The organism is Pseudomonas sp. R3-41 (assembly GCF_054161485.1).
On the sequence record NZ_CP096421.1, the window covers coordinates 2,754,222 to 2,777,697 of the forward strand.

Here is a 23,476-nt window from a genome sequence, read left to right on the forward strand (position 1 = left end):
CCGCTGATCGCCTGCTCTGGCACAATCAGCGGCATGAATTCCTCGCCCAACCTCGACCAGATGACACCGGAACAGTTTCGCGCCTTAGCTGAACAAGCTATGCAGTTACTGTTCCAGGTCGACGCAATGGGCCAGAAGATCCAACGCCTTGAAACGGTCAACGAGCAACTTGCTCACGAGATCGCCATCCTCAAGCGACACAAGTTCGCCAAGCGCAGCGAGCAACTGAGCCCCGACCAAGGCAGTCTGCTCGACGATCTGCTCGATACCGATATCGCAGCTATCGAAGCCGAGCTGAAGGCAGCCAATCCGCCGGCCGCACCGGCCGAGCCACGTCAGAAGCCCAAGCGTGCACCACTGCCACCGCAGTTCCCACGTACAGTGATCCGTCACGAGCCAGAAAAGACCCAGTGCGTCTGCGGCTGCCAACTTCAGCGCATTGGCGAAGACGTCAGCGAGAAGCTCGATTACACACCCGGCGTGTTCACCGTCGAGCAGCATGTGCGTGGAAAATGGGCCTGCCGCCAGTGCGAAACACTGATCCAGGCGCCTGTCCGGCCCAAGTGATCGACAAGGGCATTCCGACCGCAGGCCTGTTGGCCCATGTGATGGTGGCGAAGTTCGCCGACCATTTACCGCTGTACCGGCAGGAGAAGATCTTCGGTCGTGCCGGTCTGGCTATCCCGCGTTCGACACTGGCGCAGTGGGTGGGCCAAACTGGCGTGCAGCTTCAGCCCCTGGTCGATGCGCTGCGTGAACAAGTGTTGGCCCAGGGCGTGATCCACGCCGATGAGACTCCGGTTCAGATGCTTGCGCCAGGCGAGAAGAAAACTCACCGCGCTTACGTCTGGGCCTACTGCACCACGCCGTTTTCGGCTCTCAAAGCTGTGGTTTATGACTTCAGTCCCAGCCGTGCAGGCGAGCATGCGCGCAACCTCCTTGGGCAGTGGAACGGCAAGCTGGTATGCGACGATTTCGCTGGCTACAAAGCCGGTTTCGAGAAAGGCATCACCGAAATTGGCTGCATGGCCCACGCCCGCCGCAAGTTCTTCGATCTGCACGTGGCGAACAAAAGCCAACTGGCTAAACAAGTGCTGTGCTCGATTGGCGGCTTGTGCGAAGTCGAACGTCAAGCTCGGGACATGAGCGATGAGGATCGCTGGCGAATACGCCAGGACAAGGCAGCTCCAATCATCAAAACGCTGCAGGACTGGATGCTGACCCAGCGCGATCTTGTGCCCAATGGCTCAGCAACGGCCAAGGCCCTGGATTACAGCCTTAAACGCTGGGCAGCGCTGACGCGCTACCTCGAAGATGGGGCCGTGCCCATCGACAACAATCAGGTGGAGAACCAGATCCGACCGTGGGTGCTTGGACGCTCAAACTGGTTGTTTGCCGGCTCGCTTCGCAGTGGAAAACGGGCGGCGGCGATCATGAGTTTGATCCAGTCTGCGCGCATGAATGGGCATGATCCGTATGCCTACCTGAAGGACATCCTCACTCGCCTTCCGACGCAGCGGTCGAGTGAAATTGGTCGATTGTTACCCGATCACTGGCGACCGACGTAGTGGCCAAAAGGTGTGTCACTACCGGTGGGGAATTGCACTCCTCTTGACCAAGCATTTGCGTTGCACTTGCCCATCTCTTCGCATCTTCAACGAAATCGGCCAATAGCGGTCGGTCGACTGATTGGACTGGGACGGTTACGCTGGCGCTTCTCACCTGCACGGAACAGCCTATGACACAGGTATACCAAGGAAGCTGCTTATGCGCTGCCGTCAGTTACGAGCTACTCGTCTCACCAAAAGCAGTGAGTCATTGTCATTGCAGCCATTGTCGCAAAGGTCACGGGGCAGCATTCGCTTCGTACGGCAGCATTCCGCGTAGCGCGCTTCGAATACTTCGCGGTTCCACCAGCATCAAAACCTATGCTTCGTCAGAGACGGTATTACGCGAGTTCTGCATGGACTGCGGTTCGACTCTGTTCTGGTCACGATCTGAAGGTAAGTTTGCCGACTGGGTCTCGATAGCGTTGGGCACGCTTGATATGCCCTTCCTGCCTCAAAAGCAGAAGCATGTTCATGTCGACTCCGCAGTCCTCTGGTTCAAATCATCTAACCTATGCCCTCAGGTCGACTGACGGCTTTGGGTCGCTTTCTGCCGGTCTAAGTCACCAAGTGTGCTGGTTAAGTCCGATGCAAACGACAGGTCAAGTCGAATACAAATGGTGGGCAAGCCTGTGCAATACTCAGTTGAGAACAATATGAAAGTTCGAAAAGCCTTACTAACCGATGCAGAATCGGTGTCCAAACTCCTGGGCCAGTTAGGTTACCAAGCCTCGCCAAAGCTAATCCGAGATAAGCTTGAGGCGTTAGAATTTAGCGCTCGCGATACCGTGCTGCTGGCACAAGACGGTAAAAACATTATCGGTGTCATAAGTTTACACGTACTTGAACTGTTTCATCAGCCGGGTAGGCTCGGACGCATTACCTCCCTTGTCATTGATGATGACTTCCGAGGACAAGGAGTAGGGGCAATGCTAGTTTCCGCTGCTGACACGTTTTTTACAGAGCAACTTTGCGTCCGGGCTGAGGTGACTAGCAGTCACCACCGAATACAGGCTCACACTTTTTATCAGCAGCAAGGTTACGCGGTCGACGAGCGTCGGTTTGTCAAACGGTATGATTCTTCAGGGGCATAGCAAGTTTAAATTCGGCGAGCACGTCACCTTGATCAAAATATAAAACTGGTGAGGAGCGTGTATTGCCCGAACGCTTAGTGCGCCAGTTAAAGCTGGCGGAGGATAGTCGATGAAAGTTCGATACTGGTAAGAAATGGCGAATCAACCAGACCCCGAGTCATGCATGTTGCATCGTGAGGTGCAGGGTGAAGCGTTGACAGGGGAAACCGATGCGCCAGCCATTGAGCCGCGTAATCAGGAATTCGGGATGCCGATGCTGTTACCCGAGGCAGGAGCCGTATGCGGTAGTTCCGCACGTACGGATCTGTGCGGGGCGTGGCAGGTAACTGCCATCCCTACCGCGACCGCTGGGAATTCAAGCAGTGCTGAACTGGGTTCCACCTCTTTCAGTCTGTTGCTCGTCTTTAGCTCGCCCGCACACCTGAAAGCTAAGATCGTAACCCTTAGACTTTCAGTCCCAGAGTCACCGTGCTGATCGACGGTATGGCGTGCTCCACTCAAATCTACCTATGCATTCAGATGAATGGAGCTTAGGCTGGAGCTAGGGTTATCAAGACTATGCTAGGATTAGATAGCATAGATAACTGATGAGGATATTTCCATGAGCGTTACAGAGCAGTCGGGCGTCTCCACCTTAGTGGGTACGCCCAAGGAGGCGCGGGCTAGCTTAAGCCGCTCGCATGCGGACCGAGTATTGGTCGTGTCTTTCGATCAGGTCAACCTCAATGTATTTGAGGCGTTGGCGGAAAACTTCGCCAACGTGGCCTCCTCGATGTATGAGGTGCTGCAGGAGCGTCAGGACCCTAAGTCGCTCGAGCGCCTGGCCGAGGTCTTTGTGACACGTAAGCCTCCTTCGCCTCGCTTGCTCAAGGAGGCGGCAATGCTGGTACAGGCCCGCAAAGCGGTGTTGGAAAGCGGTGACTGGCTGACCGCCGCAGACATCGCCCAGGTGGCCCAGTTGAGTACCCGAAACCCGAGTGCCCAGCCCAACAAATGGAAAAAGCAGGGGCAGATCTTTGCCATCAGTCACAGTGGGGTCGACTATTTCCCTGGTTATGGCTTGGATCCGGATGCGGGCTATCGGCCGTTCAAGGCATTAGCCAAAGTTATTGAGGCTTTCGCTGGCCACAAGGACGGCTGGGGTATGGCTTACTGGTTCCGCTCAGATAACAGTTTTCTGGGGGGTAAAAGGCCCCAGGACCTGTTGGCATCGGCGCCTGATCGGGTGATTGCTGCCGCACGGGATGAGATCCAGGGCATTGTCCATGGCTAAGCAGCGTACCGAGTCCAGTGAGGGTAGGGCGACGCCTCCCACGGATTTGGCAGCGTCCATTACCCCAGTGCCTGCGGCTACGTTGCACGTCACTTTCACCGTGATCGCCAAAGGCGATGTGCTTCACCGTGTGCACCAGGATAAGTATCAGCCTGATCAATTCAATCCGGGTGTGCACGGCAACGCAGGCTTCAGCCCGATCCAGGATGATCAGGGGCGGGCGATTCCCACCTTGTATGGAGGCACGACAGTCGATTGCGCCTTGATGGAGACCGTCTTCCACGACGTTCCCCATACGGCTGGGTTTAAGAGCTTCGACAAAGGCAAGCTGACTCGACAGGTGCATTCTGCCGTCCAGGTTAGCCAACCGCTGCACCTGGTTGATCTGTCCAGCGTGCCCCTGCGGAAACTGGGCATCACTCGCAAACAATTGATCGGCACTGAGAAAGATCAATATCCTGCGACGCGCAAATGGGCCGAGGCAATCCACCGTCAGTGTCCAGATGCCCAAGGGCTGTCTTGGGTGTCACGGCAAGATGATTCGGCACGGGCGGTGGTGCTCTTTGGTGACCGGGTTCCTGACGGTGCGCTCCACTCGCAGGGGACGTCACGTAGCTTGACCGGCGAGCCGACTGTGTTCGACACGGTGCTCAATCTGGCAGAGCGGATTGGGGTCGTTATCATCGCGGGAAAAAGCTGAGTCAAAATGACCAAACAGTGGCCCCTGGAATCCGCTCTCTGAGGCTGGAATTGCCATTCCTCAGTCATTAGATCTTGCTGAAGACGGCGGGCTTTGATGGGGGCATTGATGGTCATTTCTGTACAAATTTCATGTGGTGTCGACGGCCAGACAAGCCTCGCGTAGGTCCCAAGGAAGGGGTGGTGCTTGTCACAGAGCGCAGCAACAACGATGGCTGATTTCGTGCTGGCCTAGAGTGCGGAGCTCCTGAAAGACCACGTTTCAACGTTTCGCTGGCTTGGCTGAAGAGCACCTAGGCTTGGAGCCTGATACCCGCGACGTTTCTATGGCATAAATTTAGGTTTGCGACCCGATCGGACAATTTTTCCGTTCAGTTTCCGACACACCCGAGCGACGCCAATATCACTGACATATTTGCTTGCTACATTGCGCGACGAACCAAGATGAAGCTAAGGAATGTCGAGATGGATTTCGCGCACTTTACATCACTCTCCAGCCCCAAAATTCTGCGAAGCCAGGGCAGTTTTACCCAGATCGAGATCCTTGGGATTCTGGCCCCGATGGGAGTACTCAAGGGGTCTAGATGCCCCGACTGGAAATGGGCCCAGGCGACGATGCAGGTCATCGCCGGGGTGGTAGCGCTTAAGCGATATCACCTTGACCTGAAGTCTATCTTGAGAGCGATCAGATCTCGCTTGCAGGGAGCTGTAGCCGGCACCGATAGCGCGGTGGACAAGCTGTCCGGAACCGTTCGCATGAATCAGCCGCTTTGCGCTAAGGAAGTTTCATGAAGCGACCAGATTCTTTCTATGTACGCCAGCAGCGCAAAGCTCTCCTATTTTTTTTGCTGGCTCCCTTGGCACTGGTGGCCTGTAGTAATACTCATTTAGCGCCACAGCCACCGTTACTGGTAGATAGCGAGCTGGGGAGACCCCTGGCGGAGACTAATCGTGGCGGTGGCGATGTGGTGGCCGAGCGGGAGAGGGCCCAAGCGCAACAAACGCAGCGTTCAATCCATCAGCGTCCGATCAGCCCTTCGGGACGCGTACCCGATGTCAGCGCTGCGAGCAGGAGGGCGGCGCCCAATCCTCTAGGCGACCAGCCGGTGACCCTGAATTTCGTTGAGGCCGATATCCAGGCGGTAGTGCGGGCCTTGTCCCGTTCTACTGGCCAGCAGTTCCTTGTCGACCCCCGGGTCAAAGGCAATCTAACCCTAATCTCCGAAGGCCAGGTGCCCGCCCGTCAGGCCTACGAGATGCTGCTGGCTGCCTTGCGCATGCAGGGTTTCAGCGTGGTGGACGTCGGCGGAGTGGCCCAAGTGGTGCCAGAGGCAGATGCCAAGCTGCTAGGCGGCCCGATCTACAGCGCCGATAAACCGGCCGGCAACGGCATGTTGACCCGAACCTTCCGCCTGCAATACGAAAACGCGGTGAACCTGATTCCGGTGCTGCGCCCGATCGTCTCGCCGAACAACCCGATCAATGCCTATCCCGGCAACAACACCATCGTCGTCACCGACTACTCCGAAAATTTGTCCCGCGTCGCGCAGCTCATCGAGAAAATCGATACTCCGAGCTCCATCGACACTGATGTGGTGCCAATCCAAAACGGCATCGCCGTGGACATCGCGCAAACGGTCGCCGATCTGCTGGAAACCCAGGGTGGCGACCAGACTCAGAAGATCAATGTGATTGGCGACCCGCGTTCCAACGCTATCATCATCCGCGCCGGCAGCCCCGAGCGTACCGAGCTGGCGCGCAACCTAATCTACAAGCTGGACAACGCCCAGAACAATCCGAGCAATCTGCGCGTGGTGTATCTGCGCTATGCCCAGGCCGACAAGCTGGCCCAGACCCTGCGAGGCCTTCTCACGGGCGAAAATAGTAACAGCGGCACCAGTGAAAACGCACGGGCGATGCTTGGCAGCATGGGCGGCATGAGCCAAGGCAGCAATAGCAAGGGCGGTAGCATTCCTGGCGGCAGCTCCGGTCATAGCGGTGACGGTAGTTCCGCAAGCGGCTATGCCCGGGGCGGCAATCCTAGTAGCCAGCAAGGTGGCCCACAGGCATCTGCCCAGAACACTGCTTTTAGTGCCGGTGGCGTGACCATTCAGGCCGATATAACAACCAACACCTTGATGATTTCCGCGCCCGAACCGCTGTACCGCAGTCTTCGGGAAGTTATTGATATGCTCGACCAGCGTCGCGCTCAGGTGGTTGTCGAGAGCCTGATAGTTGAGGTCAATGAAGACGAAGCTGCCGAGTTTGGAGTGCAATGGCAGACCGGAAGCCTCGGCGGAAACGGGTTCATCGGCGGCACCAACTTAGGCGGCACAGGTCTTAACCTCAACGGCAAGACTAGTATTGATGTACTGCCTCAGGGCCTCAACGTCGGTCTAGTTAATGGCACCGTGGACATTCCCGGGATTGGGAAAATTCTTGACCTCAAAGTGTTGGCCCGGGCCTTAGAGAGCAAGGGAGGCACCAACGTGCTGTCGACGCCGAACCTGCTGACCCTAGACAACGAGGCGGCGAGTATCTTTGTCGGCAAGACCATTCCCTTCGTCACCGGCAGCTACGTCACCGGCGGTGGCGGTACCAGCAACAACCCGTTCCAGACTGTGGAGCGAGAAGAGGTGGGCTTGAAGCTGAACGTGCGACCGCAAATTTCCGAAGGCGGTACAGTCAAGCTCGATATTTATCAGGAGGTCAGCAGCGTTGATGAGCGCGCCTCGACGGGGGGCGATACCGTAACCAGGAAACGTGCGATTGACACCAGCATCCTTCTGGACGATGGACAAATTATGGTTCTCGGCGGCCTTCTGCAGGACGACTACAGTCAGAGCAACAATGCGGTGCCGTGGCTATCGTCCATACCCGGAATTGGCGCGTTGTTTCGAAACGAGCGCCGCCTGAACACCAAGTCCAATCTGATGGTGTTTCTACGCCCCTATATTGTTCGCGACAGCGCTGCTGGGCGCGGCATCACCCTCAACCGTTATGACTTCATGCGCCGCGCCCAAGGTGGGTTACAGCCAGATGCTAATTGGGCTATGCCGAACATGCAGGCGCCGCAACTGCCGACCTCAGAGAAAGGGGTACCCCTACCAGCCTCGGCCCAGCCTTCCAAGTTGTCACCTCGTACGGGCCCGGTAATCAAGTATTAGCGCACCGCAGGCAATGTGATTAAAAGGTGGTATAGGGCACCGAGGAGTACGAAAAGAGTTTGGTGCCAAGAGCACAAAGCTAGATGCAGCACCTATCGGGTCACAAAAGCACTTTGGTTTATTAAGTTAAGCTCAAATAAGTGTAAAAAACACCCAGTCCAAAGAACGTCGCGATGGAAATATCCCTGGCTCTGCCTAAGTGAAATTTGAAAGCTGAGTTTGATGGATAATGAATCAAATTCTAAAAGGGGAAAATTATCACCGGAAAGCAGCAGCGCAAAACACGTTGCTGCTTCCAAAGGAGTGGTACCTGCAAGTTTCCTTGCGTGCGGCTTATGTACCACCCCTATACACTATCGCCGACAAATGGCGATCATTTTTTGTCCAGTGTACCAATGCTATTAGCCTTCAGATGGCCAACACCCGTGCCATCCCAATGACCGACGCCGGTGCCATCCCAATGGCCAACTCCAGTACCATCCCAGTGGCCAACGCCGGTGCCATCCCAATGACCGACACCGGTGCCATCCCATTGACCGAGACCTGCACCGCCTGCAACAAATTTTATTTCCTCCTTGTTAAGTTCTCGCATGATTTTCTCCAATTCAATAAAGACTGTAATGAAACATTAATGTTTTACCTGTAAGGTTGCCTGGCCAGCTCGAATAAAAGTTCGGGTGACGTAAGAAAGATTGCTCAGTGATAGCTTTGCGCTAAGAACAATCTACCGTTCGCCTGAGTATTCCAGCTGAGGGCAATTAACCTTATGCGATTTTCGTGGGCGCTCCAATGAAACTTATCTACTGATATTCAATGACTAATAATTATTGCTAATCAGGGCGATGAGTAGCCGAATTTATGATTGCTCAATAAATGAATTATTTCATTGGCAGGGAGATGGATTTGTTTCGTCAAGAAGCAATTGAAGGAAGGAAGATTAAATGGCGTGGGCGAGCGATTCTGCTACGCGGTAGTCCTCCCTGGGTAGTTCTACTGGCGTGCTCGTTTTTTATGACCTCCCTCTTGATGCTTATAATGAATGCGACTTATGTTCGGCGAGTCAATGTGAGTGGCGAGATTACCACATGGCCCCGCCCTGTAAATATTCAATCTAACGTCCAGGGCTTTGTAGTGAATCAGTTTGTAACGGAAGGACAAGTCGTAAAAAAAGGAGATCCTATTTATCAAATTGACGTCAGCAAGAGTACGGTAAGCGGCGTTGTTAGCGAGAGTCAGCGCAGAGACATTGATAATCAACTGCTTCGGATACAGAATATAATTTCCCGGCTTGAGGAAAGTAAAAAAGCCACGATTCTATCCTTGGAAAAAAATAAAGCTCAGTTTGTTGCCGCACTAAATCAATCTTCCGCAATTGTGCATCATGCAGAAGAGGGGGTAAAAATAATGAAGCGTAGCATGGAAGACTACAGAACTTATCACCGGGAGGGGTTGGTTAGTCAAGACCAACTTACTAGTCAGACTTCAATGTATTATCAGCAACAGAGCAATTTGCTTAACTTAATTGGCCAAAATGAAGAAAATGCCTTGCAGGTTACTAGCTTGGAAGCGCAGATTCAGACACAAGCAGCCGAATTCGATAATCGCATCTATCAGATGGAACTTCAAATATACGAACTGCAAAAGGAGTTGGTTGGGGCGGAGATAGGCGCCGAGGTCATCATTCGTGCACTTTCTGCGGGAACGGTGGATTCGCTTAGCGTTACTGTAGGACAGATGGTCAATGCTGGGGACAGCCTGTCGCAAATCCTTCCTAAAGAAGGAGATTATTTGCTGATTATATGGGTGCCAAATGACGCGTTGCCTTACATCAACGTGGGTGCCAAAGTTAATATACGGTATGAGGCTTTCCCGGCTGAAAAATTCGGTCAGTTCTCGGGTCTGGTTACGGTGATCTCAAAAACACCCGCATCTCAGCAGGAGATGCTGACTTACCAGGGCGCGCCAAAATATATCCAAGGTGCTTCCGTACCGTATTACAAGATTATTGTAAAACCGGATAAAGAAACAATAACTTACGATGGAAAAAACATGCAGCTTGAAAATGGCATGAAGGCCACAAGCACGCTATTTCTTGAAGAAAGAAAGATTTACCAATGGATGCTTTCCCCGTTATATGATATGAGGCATAGCGCCATGGGGGCGGTGAGTGAATAATAAAAATCGCTTCAAAAGCATTATCGGCAAACTAGACTTGGGGTTGCGGATGCGTACTCCCATGGTTCATCAAACTGAATCGTCAGAGTGTGGTTTAGCTTGTCTGGCAATGATATGTGGGCACTATGGCAAGAATCTTGACCTCATATCACTGCGTCAACAATTCAATCTTTCGGTGCGCGGTACCACCCTGGAAGGCATTCACGGAATTGCGTCATCGCTAGGGATGTCTGCTCGGGCGCTTTCGCTAGATTTAAACGAACTCAGCGCGCTAAAAACACCTTGTATTTTGCATTGGGACTTCAACCACTTTGTGGTGCTGATCAGCGTGAAGCGCAATCGCTTTATGATTCACGACCCAGCTCAAGGGCGCAGGGCGCTGGGACGGGAGGAGATGTCGCAATATTTTACTGGTGTTGCGTTTGAGTTATGGCCAAGTAGTGATTTCATGGCCGAAACAGCCAGGAGCCGGTTAAGCTTAGCAACGCTAGTTCGTGGTGTGCACGGCCTCCAGGGGGCGCTGATCAAGATTTTCTGTTTGTCCCTAATAATTGAAGCTATTAACCTGCTCATGCCGATTGGTACTCAACTGGTGATGGATCACGCGATTCCCGCTAGTGATCGTGGCTTGCTAACACTGATATGTGTCGGTCTAATATTTTTTATTCTGTTACGAGCCGCCGTCAGCACAACGCGGGCTTGGTCATCCATGGTGATGGATGTGTTAATTAATGTGCAATGGCAGTCGGGATTATTCCATCATTTGATACGTTTGCCGCTTGGGTATTTTGAGCGACGAAAACTGGGTGATATTCAGTCCCGCTTTAGCTCCTTGAATACATTGCGCGTGACGTTTACAAGCAGTGTTGTAGGGGCAATCATGGACGGCATCATGGTTGTTGGCGTGCTGGTTATGTTGGCTCTGTATGGCGGATGGCTGACTTGGATAGTACTGGGGTTTACAGCTGTGTATGTGCTGATTAGGCTTCTGACTTATGACTACTACCGTCAGTTATCGGAGGAGGCCTTAGTTAGGAGCGCGCGAGCTAGCTCCTATTTTATGGAAACTCTTTACGGAATTGCAGTGGTCAAGATGCAGGGGATGGGCGAGCGCAGAGGGGGGCATTGGATAAATCTAGAAATTGATAATATTAATACTGGAATTAAAATTACAAAATTAAATTTATTATTTGGTGGGATTAATACGTTTATCGCTGCCTGCGACCAAATAGTGATACTGTGGCTTGGCGCCGGTCTCGTTATTGATAGTCAGATGACCCTCGGTATGTTTGTTGCGTTTGCCGTGTTCCGAGGTCAGTTTTCAGATAGAGTAACGTCGTTGACTAATTTTCTGCTTCAGTTGCGTATGATGGGTTTGCACAACGAACGCATCTCTGACATTGCTTTGAACGAGCGAGAGGCGAGGCAGCCAGATATATCAGCTGACATAAACATGCGTCCAGCTAAATTAGAAACCTGCGATCTCAGCTATCGTTATGATAGTCAGTCCGCTACGGTTTTTACCAATCTAAATATTTGTATTGCTCCGGGAGAGAGCGTAGCGATAGTTGGCCCTTCCGGCTCTGGAAAGACCACGTTGATCAAAGTGCTCTGTGGCCTGTTCGCGCCGGACAGTGGCAAGGTTCTGGTAGATGGGACTGAAATCCGGCAGTTAGGGATCAATAACTATCAGAAAATGGTTGGGTGTGTAATGCAGGATGATAAGTTGTTTTCTGGGTCTATCCGGGAGAACATCAGCGGATTCGCGGAGGAGGTGGATAATTTTTGGATACGGGAGTGTGCCAAGGCAAGCTACATTCATGATGTAATAATGAAAATGCCGATGGGATATGAAACTCTTATAGGGGAGCTTGGTGAAGGATTGTCAGGAGGGCAAAAGCAACGTTTATTTATCGCGAGAGCACTTTATAGAAGGCCTGGAATCTTATTCATGGATGAGGCGACGAGTGCCCTGGATAACATAAGCGAGGAGTTCGTAAATCTCGCCATTAAAAAGCTCAATATAACTAGGGTGATAATCGCACATAGAGAATCAACGATACAGTCAGCAGATCGGGTTATCCATCTTGATGAATAGCCTGCTGAAATCTAAGTGTTTCTGGGTTTGCGGATGTCTGAGCGGTAGACCGGGTACCTCTTTACCACCCGCTCAGTCGCGTCAACCCTCTAGGAATCGCTGGAGGTAGCTCTCACTACCAAAGGCAAAGCCGGCAGCTAGCAAGGGCGCGTTGCACTCCTGTGTAGAGTATTCCTGAGCAAAGCGAGAGATCGTCTCCGAGTGCCACGACAGACGTCCCATCGCAATGTTTCGAAATTGATTTTGCTGGATTCGATTTTGAGATCTTCTTCGTTGACGCCATTCGTTTGAACGAAGAACAGCAGGTTCAGAAACTCGAAGCGCTCGTAGAGCAGCTCGGGATCCTGCACTCCTGCAAACGAGGGTGCCCATTTAGAGGTAATGAGGCTGGCGGCCATGGCCCTGGGTGAAGTCGGTGCCGATGCCTATCGGGTGTCGCTCAATGCGGTGCTGCTGACGGTGTATCTGCAGACGCTGGCGCGCTGGTCCGGCAAGGCCACGGTGACCTGTAGCGTCATGTACAGCAGCCGCCCTGGGCTGGCAAAGGAATTTGCTCGCCATATCGGTAATTTCGCCGATACCGTACTGATCGACCTGCCGAACGGGCCAAGGGCCTTTTCGGCAATCGTGCAACACCTGCAGCAAGACTTGTGTGCGGCTATGCAGCACGGCGCCTACGATGGTGTCTCTGCGGTGCGTGAATTGATCAAGCTTCACGACCAGCGTGCCAGCAGTGCCGAACCGCCCATGCCCAATGTGTTTTCGTCATTGCTGGAAATGGATCTGCCCGCCGTACCGCTGGAGCAGACGGACCACGCCATGATGACCCCGCAGATCTGGATCGACGCCCAAACGTTTTCACACAAGGGTGAGTTGTGGTTGTCTTGGGATGAGCGCGAAGGAGTGTTCCCGCCGGGAGTGATCGCCCAGGCTTTCGAGCATTTTCACGCGATCCTGCAGCGCCTCGCCACTGAGCCGGGGGAGTGGGATGACACTCAGGTGAGCCCGGCCCTGCTGGCGACGGTCAATGCGTTCAACCATACACAACAAGCCTTCGACAGCGGCGCACTCTACCAGGGCCTGCTGCATCAGGCCGTGCAGCGACCGGATGCACCGGCCATCCTGGATGCGCAGGGCGGCCTGAGCTTCGGGCAATTGCTGTGCCAGGCCAGCCGACTGGCCAGTCATCTGAATGAAAATGGCGTCGGTCCCAGTGATCATGTGGTCATCCGGGGGCAGCCATGATGCCGCGAACGTTATCGCGATCTATGCCACGCTGATGGCCGGCGCGACCTACGTGCCGGTCAGCAAGCACTCCCCGTGGGGACGGGTGCATTCGATGATCAATCAAGCCGCGGCAACGACGGTGCTGGGCGATGATGACGAGGACATCGCCGGCATCCTGACCTCGCCCGTGAACTGGTACTTGAATTACCGCCAGTGGCTGGAGGCCGGTCATGGGCAGGGCGCCTGCATAATGCCGGCCTATCCGGCGGTTGACAGCAGCTTGGCGTACATCATGTTCACGTCTGGCACCACGGGGGTGCCCAAAGGCGTCAGCGTGACTCACCGGGCAGCACTCAATACCCTGCAGGACTGTCGCAAGCGCTTCGCGATCGATGACAGCGACCGCTTGCTGGGGATCAGCGAATTCAGCTTCGACTTGTCGGTGTTCGACCTCTTCATGCCGGCCCTGAGCGGGTGTGCGCTGGTGCTTGGGCACAGCGCCGAAAGCGCTGAACCGAATGCCTGGCTCGTCGCTGCGCGCGAACATCGTGTGAGCATCTGGAATTCAGTGCCTGCGATCATGGAAATGGCGTTGAGCTACGCCCTGAGCCGGCTTTTTTTCAGCCACGAGGAGCAAGCAGTGCTGGCCAAGCTCGCCGGACCTGCGCGCGAAGAAGCTTTTTATCGGCTCTGGACCCTGAAAGAGGCGGGCGCCAAGGCCTGTGGGCAAGGGATCGGCCGAGCATGGTCCAGGCTAGGGTTTGCCTGCCAGCCACCGGCCCAAGAGGCCTAGGGCCCGTCGCCATGGCGATTCGCACACACGGCTTCGCTGGCCGGCTACTCGATTGCTTTCGCGGCGCGCAGGAGAACAAGCCTGACAATTCGTACATTTATCGATTCTGCGCTGGCGCAATCGGGCCCGTGCCCTGAAAATTTGCATTGGCTCGAACACTATCGCCGTTCCTACGGCACGAGCCTCATAAACAGCAACATCTAAGGAGAAGCACCGTGAAATTTGGATACACGATTGTTTATGTACCTCAGGTCGAAGCCACCCTTGCGTCCTTTGAGCAGCCTTTGGTTTCAAGCGGCGCTTTCTGGATGAGTCGGGCGACTACGGCGAGCTTGAAACCGGTGGCACTACACTCGCGTTCGCCAGTCGCGGCCTTGCCGAATCGAACTGCGATGGCGGATATGAGTTCTGCAGTCCGCACCAAAAGCCCTTGGGCATTGAAATAGCCCTGGTTACCGATGATGTAACCACCGCGCATGCCAAGGCGTTGGTGGCCGGGGCGAGCGAGCATGCTGCGGTGCAGAAAAAAACTTGGGGCCAGGTGGTGTCCTACGTGCGCTGCCCGGCGGGCACCCTTGTGGAACTGTGTTCACCGGTCGGTCAATGACCTTCACGTTACAGGCAACGATCCAAGGAGGACAGCGTGGCAGGTAAAACGGACGATGCCGTTGCGGCATTACTTGAAGATATTGGCAGCACGCATGGTGCCCTGCTGGAAGTGGTCCAGAAGGTGCGAAAGGTGGCGGCCACCGGTGGCGGCGTGACTGAAACGGTCAAGTACGGTGGCATTCTGTTTTCGCGGATAACGCCGTTTCGCGGGGTCTACGCCTACACCAGCCACGTGTCGGTGGCGTTCGGTCAGGGCTACAGGTTTGACGATCCTCATCATGTACTGGAAGGCACCGGAAAGTTTCGTCGCCATATCCAGTTATTCAGTGTGTCGGATGTACAGGATAAGCACCTTGCGGAGTATGTAAGGCAAGCCCTGGATAATTGATCCAACGGAGTATTTAACCTTGATTTTCCTGCGGGGGGTGGGCCCTCGCATGGGGAAATATTGTTCTGAATAAACTAACTAACGGAAGTGGAAATGAGCGATCCCAGTACTTACGGTGGAACCCTGGCCGACATCTATGATGACTTGTACGGAGAGGCGCCAGCGAACGCGATTGATGCCTTGGTGGCATTGGCCGGTCGCGGTGGCCCGGTGCTGGAGTTGGGTGTAGGGACGGGTCGATTCGCACTGCCCATGCGCGAACGCGGCGTTGATGTGCATGGCGTCGACGCCTCGCAATCGATGCTCGATAAGCTCAAGGCCAAGCCTGGAGGTGCTGACGTCCCGGTGACACTGGCGGATTTCGCGACGCTGGAAGGGGGTCCAGGGTGCCCCTTTCCAGATGGCGTTCTGCACCTTCAGCTCACTGTTTCTGTTGCTGTCCCAAGACGCTCAAGTCAATTGTTTCCAGGCAACCAGCGCGCAGCTTGGCGAGCAGGGGCTGCTGATCGAAACGTTCTTCCCGAACCTTTCGCGCTACGGCAAGGACCAGCCGGTTTACGTCGGCGGGCTGGAGCGCAACGAGGTACTGCTGGAAGCATCGCGGCATGAGGCGGTCAAGCAGCGGGTCAGTTGCCGGTTCATCCGCATGCAGAGCGAAGGGGTCAAGGTGATTCCCGTGGAGCTGCGCTACGCCTGGCCGGCCGAACTCGACCTGATGGCGCAATTGGCGGGCATGCGCCTGGTCCAGCGCTGGGCCAATTGGGAACAAGCGCCGTTTGTCGACGGCGCGTTCAAACATATTTCGGTATACGAAAAGCGTCCCCTTCGCTGATTGCGCTTGAACGTCGGAGTTCACCATGGATGTTTTAAACGTCCCGTCCACCCAGGCGGGAGACACCCGTTCTTCCTGCGAAAGAATGCTCGCGGGGGATGGTTTCATTCCCCCAGCTTGGAACTTACACGCCTGCATATTCGCGCCAAGGCATTGCAATGCGCGTTTAACAATACATCGCCGCTGGCCTTGAAAGAGCAACAAGCGTTGCTCAAGAAATTACTCCGAAAGTTAGGTGAGAACAATTGGATAGAACCCAGTTTTCATTGCGACTACGGCATTCATATCGATATTGGCGATGACGTGTTCATCAATATGAACTGCACGTTTCTGGACGGCCATCGGATTGTTATCGGTGACCGTGTCTATCTGGATGTGCAGGGGCTGTCTTGGGTGTCGCGACAAGATGATTTGGCACGTGCGGTGGTGCTCTTCGGTGACCGGATTCCTGACGGCGCGCTCCACCCGCAGGGGACGTCCCGCAGCTTGACCGAAGACTCGACTGTGTTCGACACGGTGCTCAATCTGGCAGAGCGGATCGGGGTCGTCATCGTAGCGGGAAAAATCTGAGTCGAAACGACCGAGCAATGGCCTTCGAATTCGCTCTCTGAGGTAGGATTGCCATTCACCAGTCATAAAATCTTGCTGAAGCCGGCGGGCTTTAATGGTAATTACTATACAAATTTTATGTGGTGTCGACGGCCAGACACGCCTCGCCTACATCCCAAGGAGAAGGGCTTGCCGCGGAGCACAGCAACAACGATGGCTGGTTCCTTGCTGACCTAGAATGCGGAGCCCGCTATGGACATCAACCAGATGTTACATGATGAACTGGTGAGCCGGCTGGAGGAGAGAATTCCAGCCATGGCGAAAGGCGCAGTTAAGGCAGCCTATCTCAATACGCTCGCAGCCGGACTCGGTGTGATGGAAATCAGGGATGGCATGCTCGTTGAGACAATGGCCGATGGTCATCACAAGGTTATTCGAGTGGCCAAGCCCAAGCATAGGGTAGCTTCGGGCAAGGTTATCAAGGTGCGCCGCTTTTCATAACGAGCGGCGAGAGCGCCCGTATCTTCACGATGTCGCCGCGCAACGCGCGGGAAATCTGACATTCGTAATGTCAGTCTTTGTGCTGTGCGCGAAAGATGGCCGCCAAGCTCGCTATCGCAAGGGGTCCGTTAAATCAGTGACCCTGGGCTTTCAACTTAGCCAAGCCCTGTTTGATATGTCCGGCGTTCTCTCCGATCATTTGCAGCGCACCGCGGACATTATCGCCGGTGTCTTTCGCACCTTGGCCCTCTACCTTCAAGGTCAGCTCCATCACCGCGGCCTCCAAGGCGAGCTGATTTTGGTAAAGCCGCTCAAGGACATCAGAAAGGAAATATTCGGTGGGCATCATCTCGACTCCAATCAAGGAGTCGAAAGCGTAGCAGCGTAAGGGACAGAAACCAAAGGTCGGTGCGGGCTAGCGAGTATTGCAGGGTCTAGAGACAGCGATCGGCAAAATGCGACATTCACGCGAAGCTGCTACCAGACCGAAGCGGTCATTAACGGCGTCGCGATGGTCATCGCTCGGTGAAGAATGCCTTCAGTGAACGAGCCAACTCGACCGGAGCTTCTTCAGCAATGTGGTGACCGCAGTCGATACCTTCTCCGGTGACTTTCAGTTCTGCCCATGGCTCCCAAACTGCAACCACATCGCCGTACAGGTCCTCTAGGTCATCCCTTAACGACCAAATAACATGGAGCGGACATTGAAGTTTTCGACCAGCCTCACGGTCTTCCCGATCATGCAGGTAGTCCAGCTCGATACCCGCGCGATAGTCACCGAGCATTCCAATAACAGTTTCATGATCGTGAATCGCAGCCTGAAAATCCTCGTAATTTTCCCGTCCCATAGTTTCTGAGCAACCCCCATACCAACCCTTTGGATCCGCGAGGATTGCCCTCTCTGGCTTGTCGGGCTGAGCATAGAAGAACCAGTGCCACCATCTGGATGCGAACCGCGCGTCACATCGCTCAAGAGCCTCCAAGATAGGCACACCATCTAGGATTGCCAGTTTTAGCACGCGTGACGGGTAGTCTAACGCTGAGCGGAAAGCAGCGTAGCTACCTCGATCATGACCCGCTAGGTAAAACTTATCGAACCCTAGGCTATCCATGAGGGCAACACAGTCTCGCCCTTTCGCTCTCTTTGAATAAGCTTCGTAGTCATTAGGGTTCGCAGGCAGGCTGGACTTGCCGAACCCTCTCAAATAAGGGCAGACCACCGTAAAAGAACTGGCGAGCAGCGGTGCAACCCTATGCCAAGTCGTGTGCGTGCGCGGGTGCCCATGAAGTAACAATAACGGCGGGCCCGAGCCACCATAGCGAACGCGTAATGTCGCCTCAGGTAAGTCAATCATTTTTAGCTGGAAACCTTCGAACATCGTCACTCCTAACGAGGCTTTCCACTCCAAACAATAGATCACGGATACGGTAGCTAGGTCGGACGAGCAGCCGAATCCTCCGCAGGATGCATCATACGGTGTTGGCCCCAGCGTAAGGGGTAGGGCAGCCAATGGTTCAAGCTTGAGTGGCCGCTACGGTTCTTAATATTCAGGAAGAATTTTATTTAGTGTAAAGCGTCAACTCTCTGAGCCTGCTCTCTACTGCGTGGTCAAACCGACTCAGAATCACATCGGCTTGTTCCTCTGTGATGGCTCCAGCACACCTTAGGCCAATCACAAACCCATGAGCTTTTGCGCCGTTTTTCACCGCTAGGATCATCGATCCGGCAGTCTCGATCTCTTTGAGTATTTTCTCGGCAGGGCGTACCGCCCCGACTGGCAAGTCGAAAGGTTCGCTGGGCATTCTATACTCCGTACACGCAAGTTTGCCCTTCGCTGGGCTGGGGCGTATCGCCCTCTATTTCCATCGACCCTATCAGGCGGGGTAGAGTTTCCTATGGTCCTTTAGCTTGTTGCTCCCCAGGGCCGTGCGCCGTTAAGCATGTGGGTTAGGCGACCAATGGCACCTGCGAGCACGCTTCTGGAAGGAACCCAATCCGTTTCTCAAAAATCTATTTAGGCAACGGAGGGTAGGGATGAAATGTAGCTGCTGGATCTGTTGGGGCGATGCGTATCGAAAAGGCCTATACGGTGATTGGGACGACATCATCTGCCTCGCTTGTGGTCATTACCAAATCAGTCGCCGCTTCGTAAAAAATCACCTAGGCAAGAAGTTTGACGTCGAGAGCATGCGAGCCAATTTCATCCAGCTTCACGCTCAAGGTTGTACTCCCATTGTGGAAAGATACAGCGCTATTTTTGCAGCGGAAAAGGCGCTACGGCAGCCAATTGAAAAGCTGGTGGGCTGGCCGCTTGGACGCGCTGTAGATAGAACTAATTGAATGAGTCCATTTGTCGTCTGCCCTGAGGGGGCTGGTACGTCAGACGTGACATGATTCCAGGCGCTGATGGTGGAGAGAAGCTTTGTGGCCTGAGCTTCCTCAAGCGATACCTAGTCAGGTTGCTATCCAGCCGTGCGCCATCAGGTGATCGGTTGCAGCCTTTGTGCGTTGGTGAATAGGCGTGACTGACCACATTAGTGGGCGCGATGGCATTGGGACTCGGACAGGAACGCGCTGGTGTGTTTTGCGAGTGTGTCAACGGCACCGGTAACCAATTATTTGAGTTATAACTCAACCATAACGGCTGCCGAGCCTTAATTTTCATTACCTGCTTTTACAAGCGGGCGCGAGCTCTAGATCTGCAATACACTCTTAGGCAACCATCAAACGAGACCTACCATGTCCAAACTCGCAGAATTTCGCCAGCTCGAGAAACACCTCGCTGAACAGCTCCAAGCACTTGAAGCCCTCAAAGGCGATGCAGGGCTTAAGAAAGAGATCGAATTTGAAACGAAGCTCCGCGATTTGCTCGCAAAATACAGCTACAGTCTGAAGGACGTGGTCAATTTGCTTGGTCCGCAGGTGGGGCGCCGTGCTCCAGCGGCGATTCCAAAAGCTGGCACGAGGAGAACTCGTCAGGTATAGGTCTATAAAAACCCGCACACTGGCGAGATCATTGAAACGAAAGGTGGCAATCACAAGGGCTTAAAAGAGTGGAAGGCTGAGCATGGCTCAGACACTGTTGAGTCTTGGCTGACCAAGTGACCGGGTGTTGAATACAAAGGAGCCCTGCGGGCTCTTTTGGTCGTCGATTTCCCCGCGAGCCGCCGGGATCAGTTTCGGGTATTGGCTTGACTAGTACTCCTGAGTTTTTACCCGCCACCTATGTCAAGTGGAAGTGTTGAGGGTGGTATTGAGCTCAATACCATCACCTACATCTTGGACTGCTTAACGCGGTTGACCATATGTCATGGTCGCAACGGGAGCAATGGGCGCCTTGTTTTTCCTGCAGATGCTTCGCGAAACCGCAATTCACACAGCAATAGAGCGCGGAAATAGGTGCTATTTTGAACTCCGGGCGATGTTCCACAGGCAGAACGGATAACCCAGGGCGTAGGTCCTCATGATCGTAAAAATAAAGGCTGATATCGCCGTCAGTCTCCATTAGCCCCAGCCTCACCTGGCCTAGGTGTTCAACGCCTTGTTGCCGCAACTCCATCAGCAGCTCGCTCGATGAAATGTTGAGCTTTTCTAACGATTTGAGCTCGTATTGGCCTTCGATGATGACAGTCACAGGCAAGCCATCAATCCACGCTTCAAATTTTTTGCTCTTCGTCATGATCAGTACGGTAGTGCGATAAAGAAGCAGGAGCGTTAGAAAAACCACTGCTACCGGCAACAGCGGGACGTCATGGTAGAAGGACACGTCCCCGGCAGCGGAGCCCAAGGTCAGAATGACGACTAGCTCAAAGAGTGATAGCTGCCTTATGCCCCGCCTACCACTTGATTTTAAGAATAGAAAAACAGCGAGAAAGGCAAAGGTTGCTCGGAAGCCAACCTCTAACAAGAATGGCAATGGGAACTCATCTATCAACATTCGCTGTAGATCGAAGGGTGACATCATTGCCTCTGTTGATTTAGAGCGGCCAAGGGGTAGCGGTGCATTCCGTCGCCAGACCTGCGATTCGGAGCGCATCTGCAAGTAAACAGAAACAGGAACGCATTCAGCATGATGAGGCAAGCCCTCACAATGCGTAACAGTAGGCGTCTGCCTAGTTTAGACACCTGACCGCCAAATGGACTGATGTTCCAGGTAGCGCCAGGATTGAAGCCTGGAGCTACTGAGCTCCGCTCGCTCGCCATGTGACATCAGTGACGCCGTACTTCTCAGCTTGAGGCTTTGAGACCATCTTCATTGGCGGACGGCCTGGCTTGGGGATGGGGGCAATGCCGACATCGCAGCTTGCCCAGTGCCAGGCCTCTACGTTTCGCATCGTTTTGCTGCGGATGATGAAGGATTTTGGTTCGCCGTGAAGTTTGTAGGCGATGACGAACAGGTTGTTGTCCATGAGTGGCTCCATTTGCTCATATCTAACGGAGTCATCAGGCTGGAAAAAATTCAAATGAATTGGAATCTTAGATGGGACGCACAGTGGCAGACGCCTTATCCAGGGCTGACCGGCCCGAAGAGCGCCTAACTGCGTGAATCAGAACGGTTGCTAATGCTTTCGCTTTGACTAAGACGTCCGGGTGATCCTTAACGATGGCTTCAACAGGCATACTCGCTACGTCAGCATCGCTCGGATCTTGAACGAGGTTCAAACCACCCACCGCCCCAACCGCAATCGCTCCGTCTGCTCCATCAGCCCCGTTGCCGGATAGGATCACACTGATCACTCGGGGGCCGAAGACTTCAGCGGCGGTCTGAAAGAGACGGTCAACTGCTGGCCTACAAAAATTCACTTTCGGTCCGTCACTTAAAAAAACCAAGCCAGGTGCCGAAACCTCAAGGTGTTTGTCTGGCGGAGCCAGATATATACGGCTAGGCAGAATAGCGTCGCCATTCGCGCCATAAGCTATCGGCATAGATGAGGATCGCTGAAGAATGGCGGCCATCATCTTCAGGCTTGAAGAGTGAGTATGCAAAACGATCAAAATTGCGGCGGGAAATTTCGGTGGCAAACCCGCGAGAATTTCTTTCAATGGCTCAATACTACCCTCTGACCCGCCGATGACGACGATGTCTCTGTACTGGACCATATCGTCTGACATTATTTTCTCTCCTGCTCGGGGGATACGTACTTTTTTCATGAGGATGCAGCGGCCTAAAAATCGTCCTGCGGACTCCACGCAATCGAGTGTAGCCTGCCAGCCCAATAACGGCGATCACCAGAAGACGTCTCCAACCTGTATATGATTTAATGCTTGATCCCGCCTTCATCGGATGTGACGATATTAGCTCGCGTAGCGGATGCCCAAGCGCCTGTAAAAGCACGGCCTCGGACAGCTCTCAAAAAGAACCTCGGATAGCTCCATGATTTCCGTATTGAAGTTCGACTCATCATAGAGTGCGGTTTACTACCGCTTGCATGCACCTGCAGTGTGTATCCAAACGGATCACTCATGACTAAACATTCGCAATTCCGGTTATAAGGTAATCTACCGCCCGAACAGCCGCACCTCGGCCAGCCTTGCACCTGCGGAGCACACTGGACCGATACGCCTCGGGTTTTGCATCCAGAAGTCATAATCATCAAGCATGTCGCGCCACTGCTGGACTTCAGCGCTTTGGCTTGTTCAACATTGATAGAGCCGGTCGCTTGCTAATTCTGTATAGATGAACAGCGCCTCAAGCAACGAATTCGCGTCATAAGGGCCGTCGGGCGGTAGGTATGTTTACCTGAAAGTTTTGCGATTATTGACGATAGGGTATAGCGGCTGCGCTAAAGCAACAGGCCCTTCTTTCGGTAATTGCAGTCGCAGGTAAGATGGGAGCTTGACAACGATTATTTATGTGCCTATTAGGAGGGGGGTTGTAAGCGGTAGCCATGCTAATGGACTAAGCCTGAATTCGGACGTGGCGCAGCTGATGAAATTGAAGTTGCCCTAGCAATACATCTCAGTAGCGCACTGGGTGCATACAATAGAGCTTTAACTAATTATTATTAAAAAGGCGCGATCGTTCTGTTGCCGGGTAATCAGGGTGAAGTAGGTCAGTCACAGCGTTGGTTAGGTCATTCATTGACCACGGCTTTTGCAGATAAACCGTCGGAGAAGGAACGGTTTCTGGCATCAGCGCATAGCCAGACATGAGTATTGTTTTTATTGATGGCCATTTATTTCTGACCATCCGTATAAAATCCATTCCATTAATTTGACCCGGTAACCCGTAATCAACAATTGCAAGACTACAAGGCCGTCTTGATTGTAGCAGATAAACCAACGCTTGATCGGCGGTTTCAAAAGTTACTGTCTCCGCACTTATTATCTCTATTTCTTCTACGATCTGCTTTGTTAGCGCACGCAGAGTCGGATCGTCTTCTACGATCAGAATTTCTCCTTCGATTTGTTTTAGGGCTTTCCAATTAGCGGTCATAGCAGGCCTTAGGCAACGAACGGTAGG

At 53.6% G+C, this 23,476-nt stretch carries 25 protein-coding genes and 3 pseudogenes; 21 read left to right on the forward strand and 7 right to left on the reverse strand.

Annotated features, from left to right (window positions below; translation table 11 throughout):
- The first annotated feature begins 33 nt into the window (after window positions 1-33).
- The 19 genes and pseudogenes from M1D99_RS12470 to M1D99_RS12560 all read left to right on the forward strand — a co-directional run bounded on the left by M1D99_RS12470 (window position 34) and on the right by M1D99_RS12560 (window position 17,012).
- Window positions 34-567, forward strand: coding sequence for an IS66 family transposase (locus M1D99_RS12470; protein WP_458131945.1), 534 nt, complete (start codon window positions 34-36; stop codon window positions 565-567).
- Window positions 513-1,568 (forward strand): IS66 family transposase, encoded by a 1,056-nt coding sequence (gene tnpC, locus M1D99_RS12475; RefSeq protein WP_458131946.1) that lies wholly within the window; start codon window positions 513-515, stop codon window positions 1,566-1,568. The genes M1D99_RS12470 and tnpC overlap by 55 nt, the downstream gene beginning before the upstream one ends.
- Before the next feature lie 170 nt (window positions 1,569-1,738).
- Window positions 1,739-2,140 (forward strand): GFA family protein, encoded by a 402-nt coding sequence (locus M1D99_RS12480; RefSeq protein ID WP_458131947.1) that lies wholly within the window; start codon window positions 1,739-1,741, stop codon window positions 2,138-2,140.
- Between the two features lie 123 nt (window positions 2,141-2,263).
- Entirely contained in the window at window positions 2,264-2,701 is a 438-nt protein-coding gene (locus M1D99_RS12485) for a GNAT family N-acetyltransferase (protein WP_458131948.1), read from the forward strand.
- A 601-nt stretch (window positions 2,702-3,302) separates the two neighbouring features.
- Window positions 3,303-3,974, forward strand: coding sequence for a hypothetical protein (locus M1D99_RS12490; RefSeq protein WP_458131949.1), 672 nt, complete (start codon window positions 3,303-3,305; stop codon window positions 3,972-3,974).
- An 82-nt stretch (window positions 3,975-4,056) separates the two neighbouring features.
- Complete coding sequence (locus M1D99_RS12495) at window positions 4,057-4,674, forward strand: RES family NAD+ phosphorylase (protein ID WP_458131950.1); 618 nt, start codon at window positions 4,057-4,059, stop codon at window positions 4,672-4,674.
- Window positions 4,675-5,138: 464 nt separating this feature from the next.
- Window positions 5,139-5,465, forward strand: coding sequence for a hypothetical protein (locus M1D99_RS12500; RefSeq protein WP_458131951.1), 327 nt, complete (start codon window positions 5,139-5,141; stop codon window positions 5,463-5,465).
- Entirely contained in the window at window positions 5,462-7,840 is a 2,379-nt protein-coding gene (gene gspD / locus M1D99_RS12505; RefSeq protein ID WP_458131952.1) for a type II secretion system secretin GspD, read from the forward strand. Before M1D99_RS12500 ends, gspD begins: the two co-directional genes overlap by 4 nt.
- A 229-nt stretch (window positions 7,841-8,069) precedes the next feature.
- On the forward strand, window positions 8,070-8,486 hold the full coding sequence (locus M1D99_RS12510) for a hypothetical protein (RefSeq protein ID WP_458131953.1): 417 nt from the start codon (window positions 8,070-8,072) through the stop codon (window positions 8,484-8,486).
- Window positions 8,487-8,713: 227 nt separating this feature from the next.
- Window positions 8,714-10,015 (forward strand): HlyD family secretion protein, encoded by a 1,302-nt coding sequence (locus tag M1D99_RS12515; RefSeq protein WP_458131954.1) that lies wholly within the window; start codon window positions 8,714-8,716, stop codon window positions 10,013-10,015.
- Complete coding sequence (locus M1D99_RS12520) at window positions 10,008-12,113, forward strand: peptidase domain-containing ABC transporter (protein WP_458131955.1); 2,106 nt, start codon at window positions 10,008-10,010, stop codon at window positions 12,111-12,113. The genes M1D99_RS12515 and M1D99_RS12520 overlap by 8 nt, the downstream gene beginning before the upstream one ends.
- Window positions 12,114-12,509: 396 nt before the next feature.
- The gene (locus M1D99_RS12525; protein WP_458131956.1) at window positions 12,510-13,358 is read left to right on the forward strand and encodes a condensation domain-containing protein; all 849 of its coding nucleotides are present in this window, start codon (window positions 12,510-12,512) and stop codon (window positions 13,356-13,358) included.
- Window positions 13,333-14,133, forward strand: a complete 801-nt coding sequence (locus tag M1D99_RS12530) for an AMP-binding protein (RefSeq protein ID WP_458131957.1) — start codon at window positions 13,333-13,335, stop codon at window positions 14,131-14,133. Before M1D99_RS12525 ends, M1D99_RS12530 begins: the two co-directional genes overlap by 26 nt.
- 215 nt (window positions 14,134-14,348) lie before the next feature.
- Window positions 14,349-14,740 (forward strand): annotated as a pseudogene (locus M1D99_RS12535) (VOC family protein).
- A gap of 36 nt (window positions 14,741-14,776) precedes the next feature.
- Window positions 14,777-15,130: a DUF1801 domain-containing protein gene (locus M1D99_RS12540; RefSeq protein WP_458131958.1), complete on the forward strand. Its 354-nt coding sequence runs from the start codon at window positions 14,777-14,779 to the stop codon at window positions 15,128-15,130.
- A 93-nt stretch (window positions 15,131-15,223) separates the two neighbouring features.
- A pseudogene (locus M1D99_RS12545) lies at window positions 15,224-15,445 on the forward strand (methyltransferase domain-containing protein); the annotation flags it as partial.
- Window positions 15,446-15,530: 85 nt separating this feature from the next.
- A complete protein-coding gene (locus M1D99_RS12550) occupies window positions 15,531-15,962 on the forward strand; it encodes a hypothetical protein (protein ID WP_458132181.1) in 432 nt (143 codons plus the stop codon).
- A gap of 6 nt (window positions 15,963-15,968) precedes the next feature.
- Window positions 15,969-16,532, forward strand: coding sequence for a maltose acetyltransferase domain-containing protein (locus M1D99_RS12555; protein ID WP_458131959.1), 564 nt, complete (start codon window positions 15,969-15,971; stop codon window positions 16,530-16,532).
- A gap of 231 nt (window positions 16,533-16,763) precedes the next feature.
- The gene (locus M1D99_RS12560; RefSeq protein ID WP_458131960.1) at window positions 16,764-17,012 is read left to right on the forward strand and encodes a hypothetical protein; all 249 of its coding nucleotides are present in this window, start codon (window positions 16,764-16,766) and stop codon (window positions 17,010-17,012) included.
- A 133-nt stretch (window positions 17,013-17,145) separates the two neighbouring features.
- Here the strand turns inward: M1D99_RS12560 and M1D99_RS12565 are convergent, their stop codons facing one another.
- From M1D99_RS12565 to M1D99_RS12575, 3 genes are all read right to left on the reverse strand, one after another.
- Window positions 17,146-17,358, reverse strand: a complete 213-nt coding sequence (locus M1D99_RS12565; protein WP_458132136.1) for a hypothetical protein — start codon at window positions 17,356-17,358, stop codon at window positions 17,146-17,148.
- 169 nt (window positions 17,359-17,527) lie between these two features.
- Window positions 17,528-18,391, reverse strand: a complete 864-nt coding sequence (locus M1D99_RS12570; protein ID WP_458131961.1) for an alpha/beta fold hydrolase — start codon at window positions 18,389-18,391, stop codon at window positions 17,528-17,530.
- Window positions 18,392-18,572: 181 nt separating this feature from the next.
- The gene (locus M1D99_RS12575; RefSeq protein ID WP_458131962.1) at window positions 18,573-18,815 is read right to left on the reverse strand and encodes a hypothetical protein; all 243 of its coding nucleotides are present in this window, start codon (window positions 18,813-18,815) and stop codon (window positions 18,573-18,575) included.
- Between the two features lie 232 nt (window positions 18,816-19,047).
- Between M1D99_RS12575 and M1D99_RS12580 the strand changes: the two genes are divergently transcribed.
- Entirely contained in the window at window positions 19,048-19,353 is a 306-nt protein-coding gene (locus M1D99_RS12580; RefSeq protein ID WP_458131963.1) for a hypothetical protein, read from the forward strand.
- Window positions 19,354-19,752: 399 nt separating this feature from the next.
- A pseudogene (locus M1D99_RS12585) lies at window positions 19,753-20,118 on the forward strand (histone-like nucleoid-structuring protein, MvaT/MvaU family).
- Window positions 20,119-20,281: 163 nt separating this feature from the next.
- Here the strand turns inward: M1D99_RS12585 and M1D99_RS12590 are convergent.
- The 4 genes from M1D99_RS12590 to M1D99_RS12605 all read right to left on the reverse strand — a co-directional run bounded on the left by M1D99_RS12590 (window position 20,282) and on the right by M1D99_RS12605 (window position 23,449).
- Window positions 20,282-20,974 carry a DUF421 domain-containing protein gene (locus M1D99_RS12590; protein WP_458132137.1) on the reverse strand — a complete coding sequence of 231 codons (693 nt, stop codon included), beginning with the start codon at window positions 20,972-20,974 and terminating at the stop codon, window positions 20,282-20,284.
- Window positions 20,975-21,191: 217 nt separating this feature from the next.
- Window positions 21,192-21,422, reverse strand: coding sequence for a DUF6555 family protein (locus M1D99_RS12595; RefSeq protein ID WP_457967394.1), 231 nt, complete (start codon window positions 21,420-21,422; stop codon window positions 21,192-21,194).
- 67 nt (window positions 21,423-21,489) lie between these two features.
- Window positions 21,490-22,125, reverse strand: coding sequence for a chemotaxis protein CheB (locus M1D99_RS12600; RefSeq protein ID WP_434603956.1), 636 nt, complete (start codon window positions 22,123-22,125; stop codon window positions 21,490-21,492).
- An 883-nt stretch (window positions 22,126-23,008) separates the two neighbouring features.
- Complete coding sequence (locus tag M1D99_RS12605; protein ID WP_434603954.1) at window positions 23,009-23,449, reverse strand: response regulator; 441 nt, start codon at window positions 23,447-23,449, stop codon at window positions 23,009-23,011.
- Window positions 23,450-23,476: the final 27 nt, after the last annotated feature.

Excerpts from the sequence above, each read along its gene's own strand:
- M1D99_RS12480 (WP_458131947.1), top strand. The coding sequence starts at position 1,739 with ATGACACAGGTATACCAAGGAAGCTGCTTATGCGCTGCCGTCAGTTAC.
- M1D99_RS12530 (WP_458131957.1), top strand. The coding sequence starts at position 13,333 with ATGTGGTCATCCGGGGGCAGCCATGATGCCGCGAACGTTATCGCGATC.
- M1D99_RS12580 (WP_458131963.1), top strand. The coding sequence starts at position 19,048 with ATGAAATGTAGCTGCTGGATCTGTTGGGGCGATGCGTATCGAAAAGGC.
- M1D99_RS12515 (WP_458131954.1), top strand. The coding sequence starts at position 8,714 with ATGAATTATTTCATTGGCAGGGAGATGGATTTGTTTCGTCAAGAAGCA.
- M1D99_RS12485 (WP_458131948.1), top strand. The coding sequence starts at position 2,264 with ATGAAAGTTCGAAAAGCCTTACTAACCGATGCAGAATCGGTGTCCAAA.
- M1D99_RS12470 (WP_458131945.1), top strand. The coding sequence starts at position 34 with ATGAATTCCTCGCCCAACCTCGACCAGATGACACCGGAACAGTTTCGC.
- M1D99_RS12560 (WP_458131960.1), top strand. The coding sequence starts at position 16,764 with ATGGACATCAACCAGATGTTACATGATGAACTGGTGAGCCGGCTGGAG.
- M1D99_RS12500 (WP_458131951.1), top strand. The coding sequence starts at position 5,139 with ATGGATTTCGCGCACTTTACATCACTCTCCAGCCCCAAAATTCTGCGA.
- M1D99_RS12490 (WP_458131949.1), top strand. The coding sequence starts at position 3,303 with ATGAGCGTTACAGAGCAGTCGGGCGTCTCCACCTTAGTGGGTACGCCC.
- gspD (WP_458131952.1), top strand. The coding sequence starts at position 5,462 with ATGAAGCGACCAGATTCTTTCTATGTACGCCAGCAGCGCAAAGCTCTC.
- M1D99_RS12595 (WP_457967394.1), bottom strand. The coding sequence starts at position 21,422 with ATGGACAACAACCTGTTCGTCATCGCCTACAAACTTCACGGCGAACCA.
- M1D99_RS12565 (WP_458132136.1), bottom strand. The coding sequence starts at position 17,358 with ATGCCCACCGAATATTTCCTTTCTGATGTCCTTGAGCGGCTTTACCAA.
- M1D99_RS12510 (WP_458131953.1), top strand. The coding sequence starts at position 8,070 with ATGAATCAAATTCTAAAAGGGGAAAATTATCACCGGAAAGCAGCAGCG.
- M1D99_RS12575 (WP_458131962.1), bottom strand. The coding sequence starts at position 18,815 with ATGCCCAGCGAACCTTTCGACTTGCCAGTCGGGGCGGTACGCCCTGCC.
- M1D99_RS12590 (WP_458132137.1), bottom strand. The coding sequence starts at position 20,974 with ATGTCACCCTTCGATCTACAGCGAATGTTGATAGATGAGTTCCCATTG.
- M1D99_RS12605 (WP_434603954.1), bottom strand. The coding sequence starts at position 23,449 with ATGACCGCTAATTGGAAAGCCCTAAAACAAATCGAAGGAGAAATTCTG.
- M1D99_RS12550 (WP_458132181.1), top strand. The coding sequence starts at position 15,531 with ATGGCGTTCTGCACCTTCAGCTCACTGTTTCTGTTGCTGTCCCAAGAC.
- M1D99_RS12570 (WP_458131961.1), bottom strand. The coding sequence starts at position 18,391 with ATGTTCGAAGGTTTCCAGCTAAAAATGATTGACTTACCTGAGGCGACA.
- M1D99_RS12525 (WP_458131956.1), top strand. The coding sequence starts at position 12,510 with ATGGCCCTGGGTGAAGTCGGTGCCGATGCCTATCGGGTGTCGCTCAAT.
- tnpC (WP_458131946.1), top strand. The coding sequence starts at position 513 with ATGGGCCTGCCGCCAGTGCGAAACACTGATCCAGGCGCCTGTCCGGCC.
- M1D99_RS12600 (WP_434603956.1), bottom strand. The coding sequence starts at position 22,125 with ATGTCAGACGATATGGTCCAGTACAGAGACATCGTCGTCATCGGCGGG.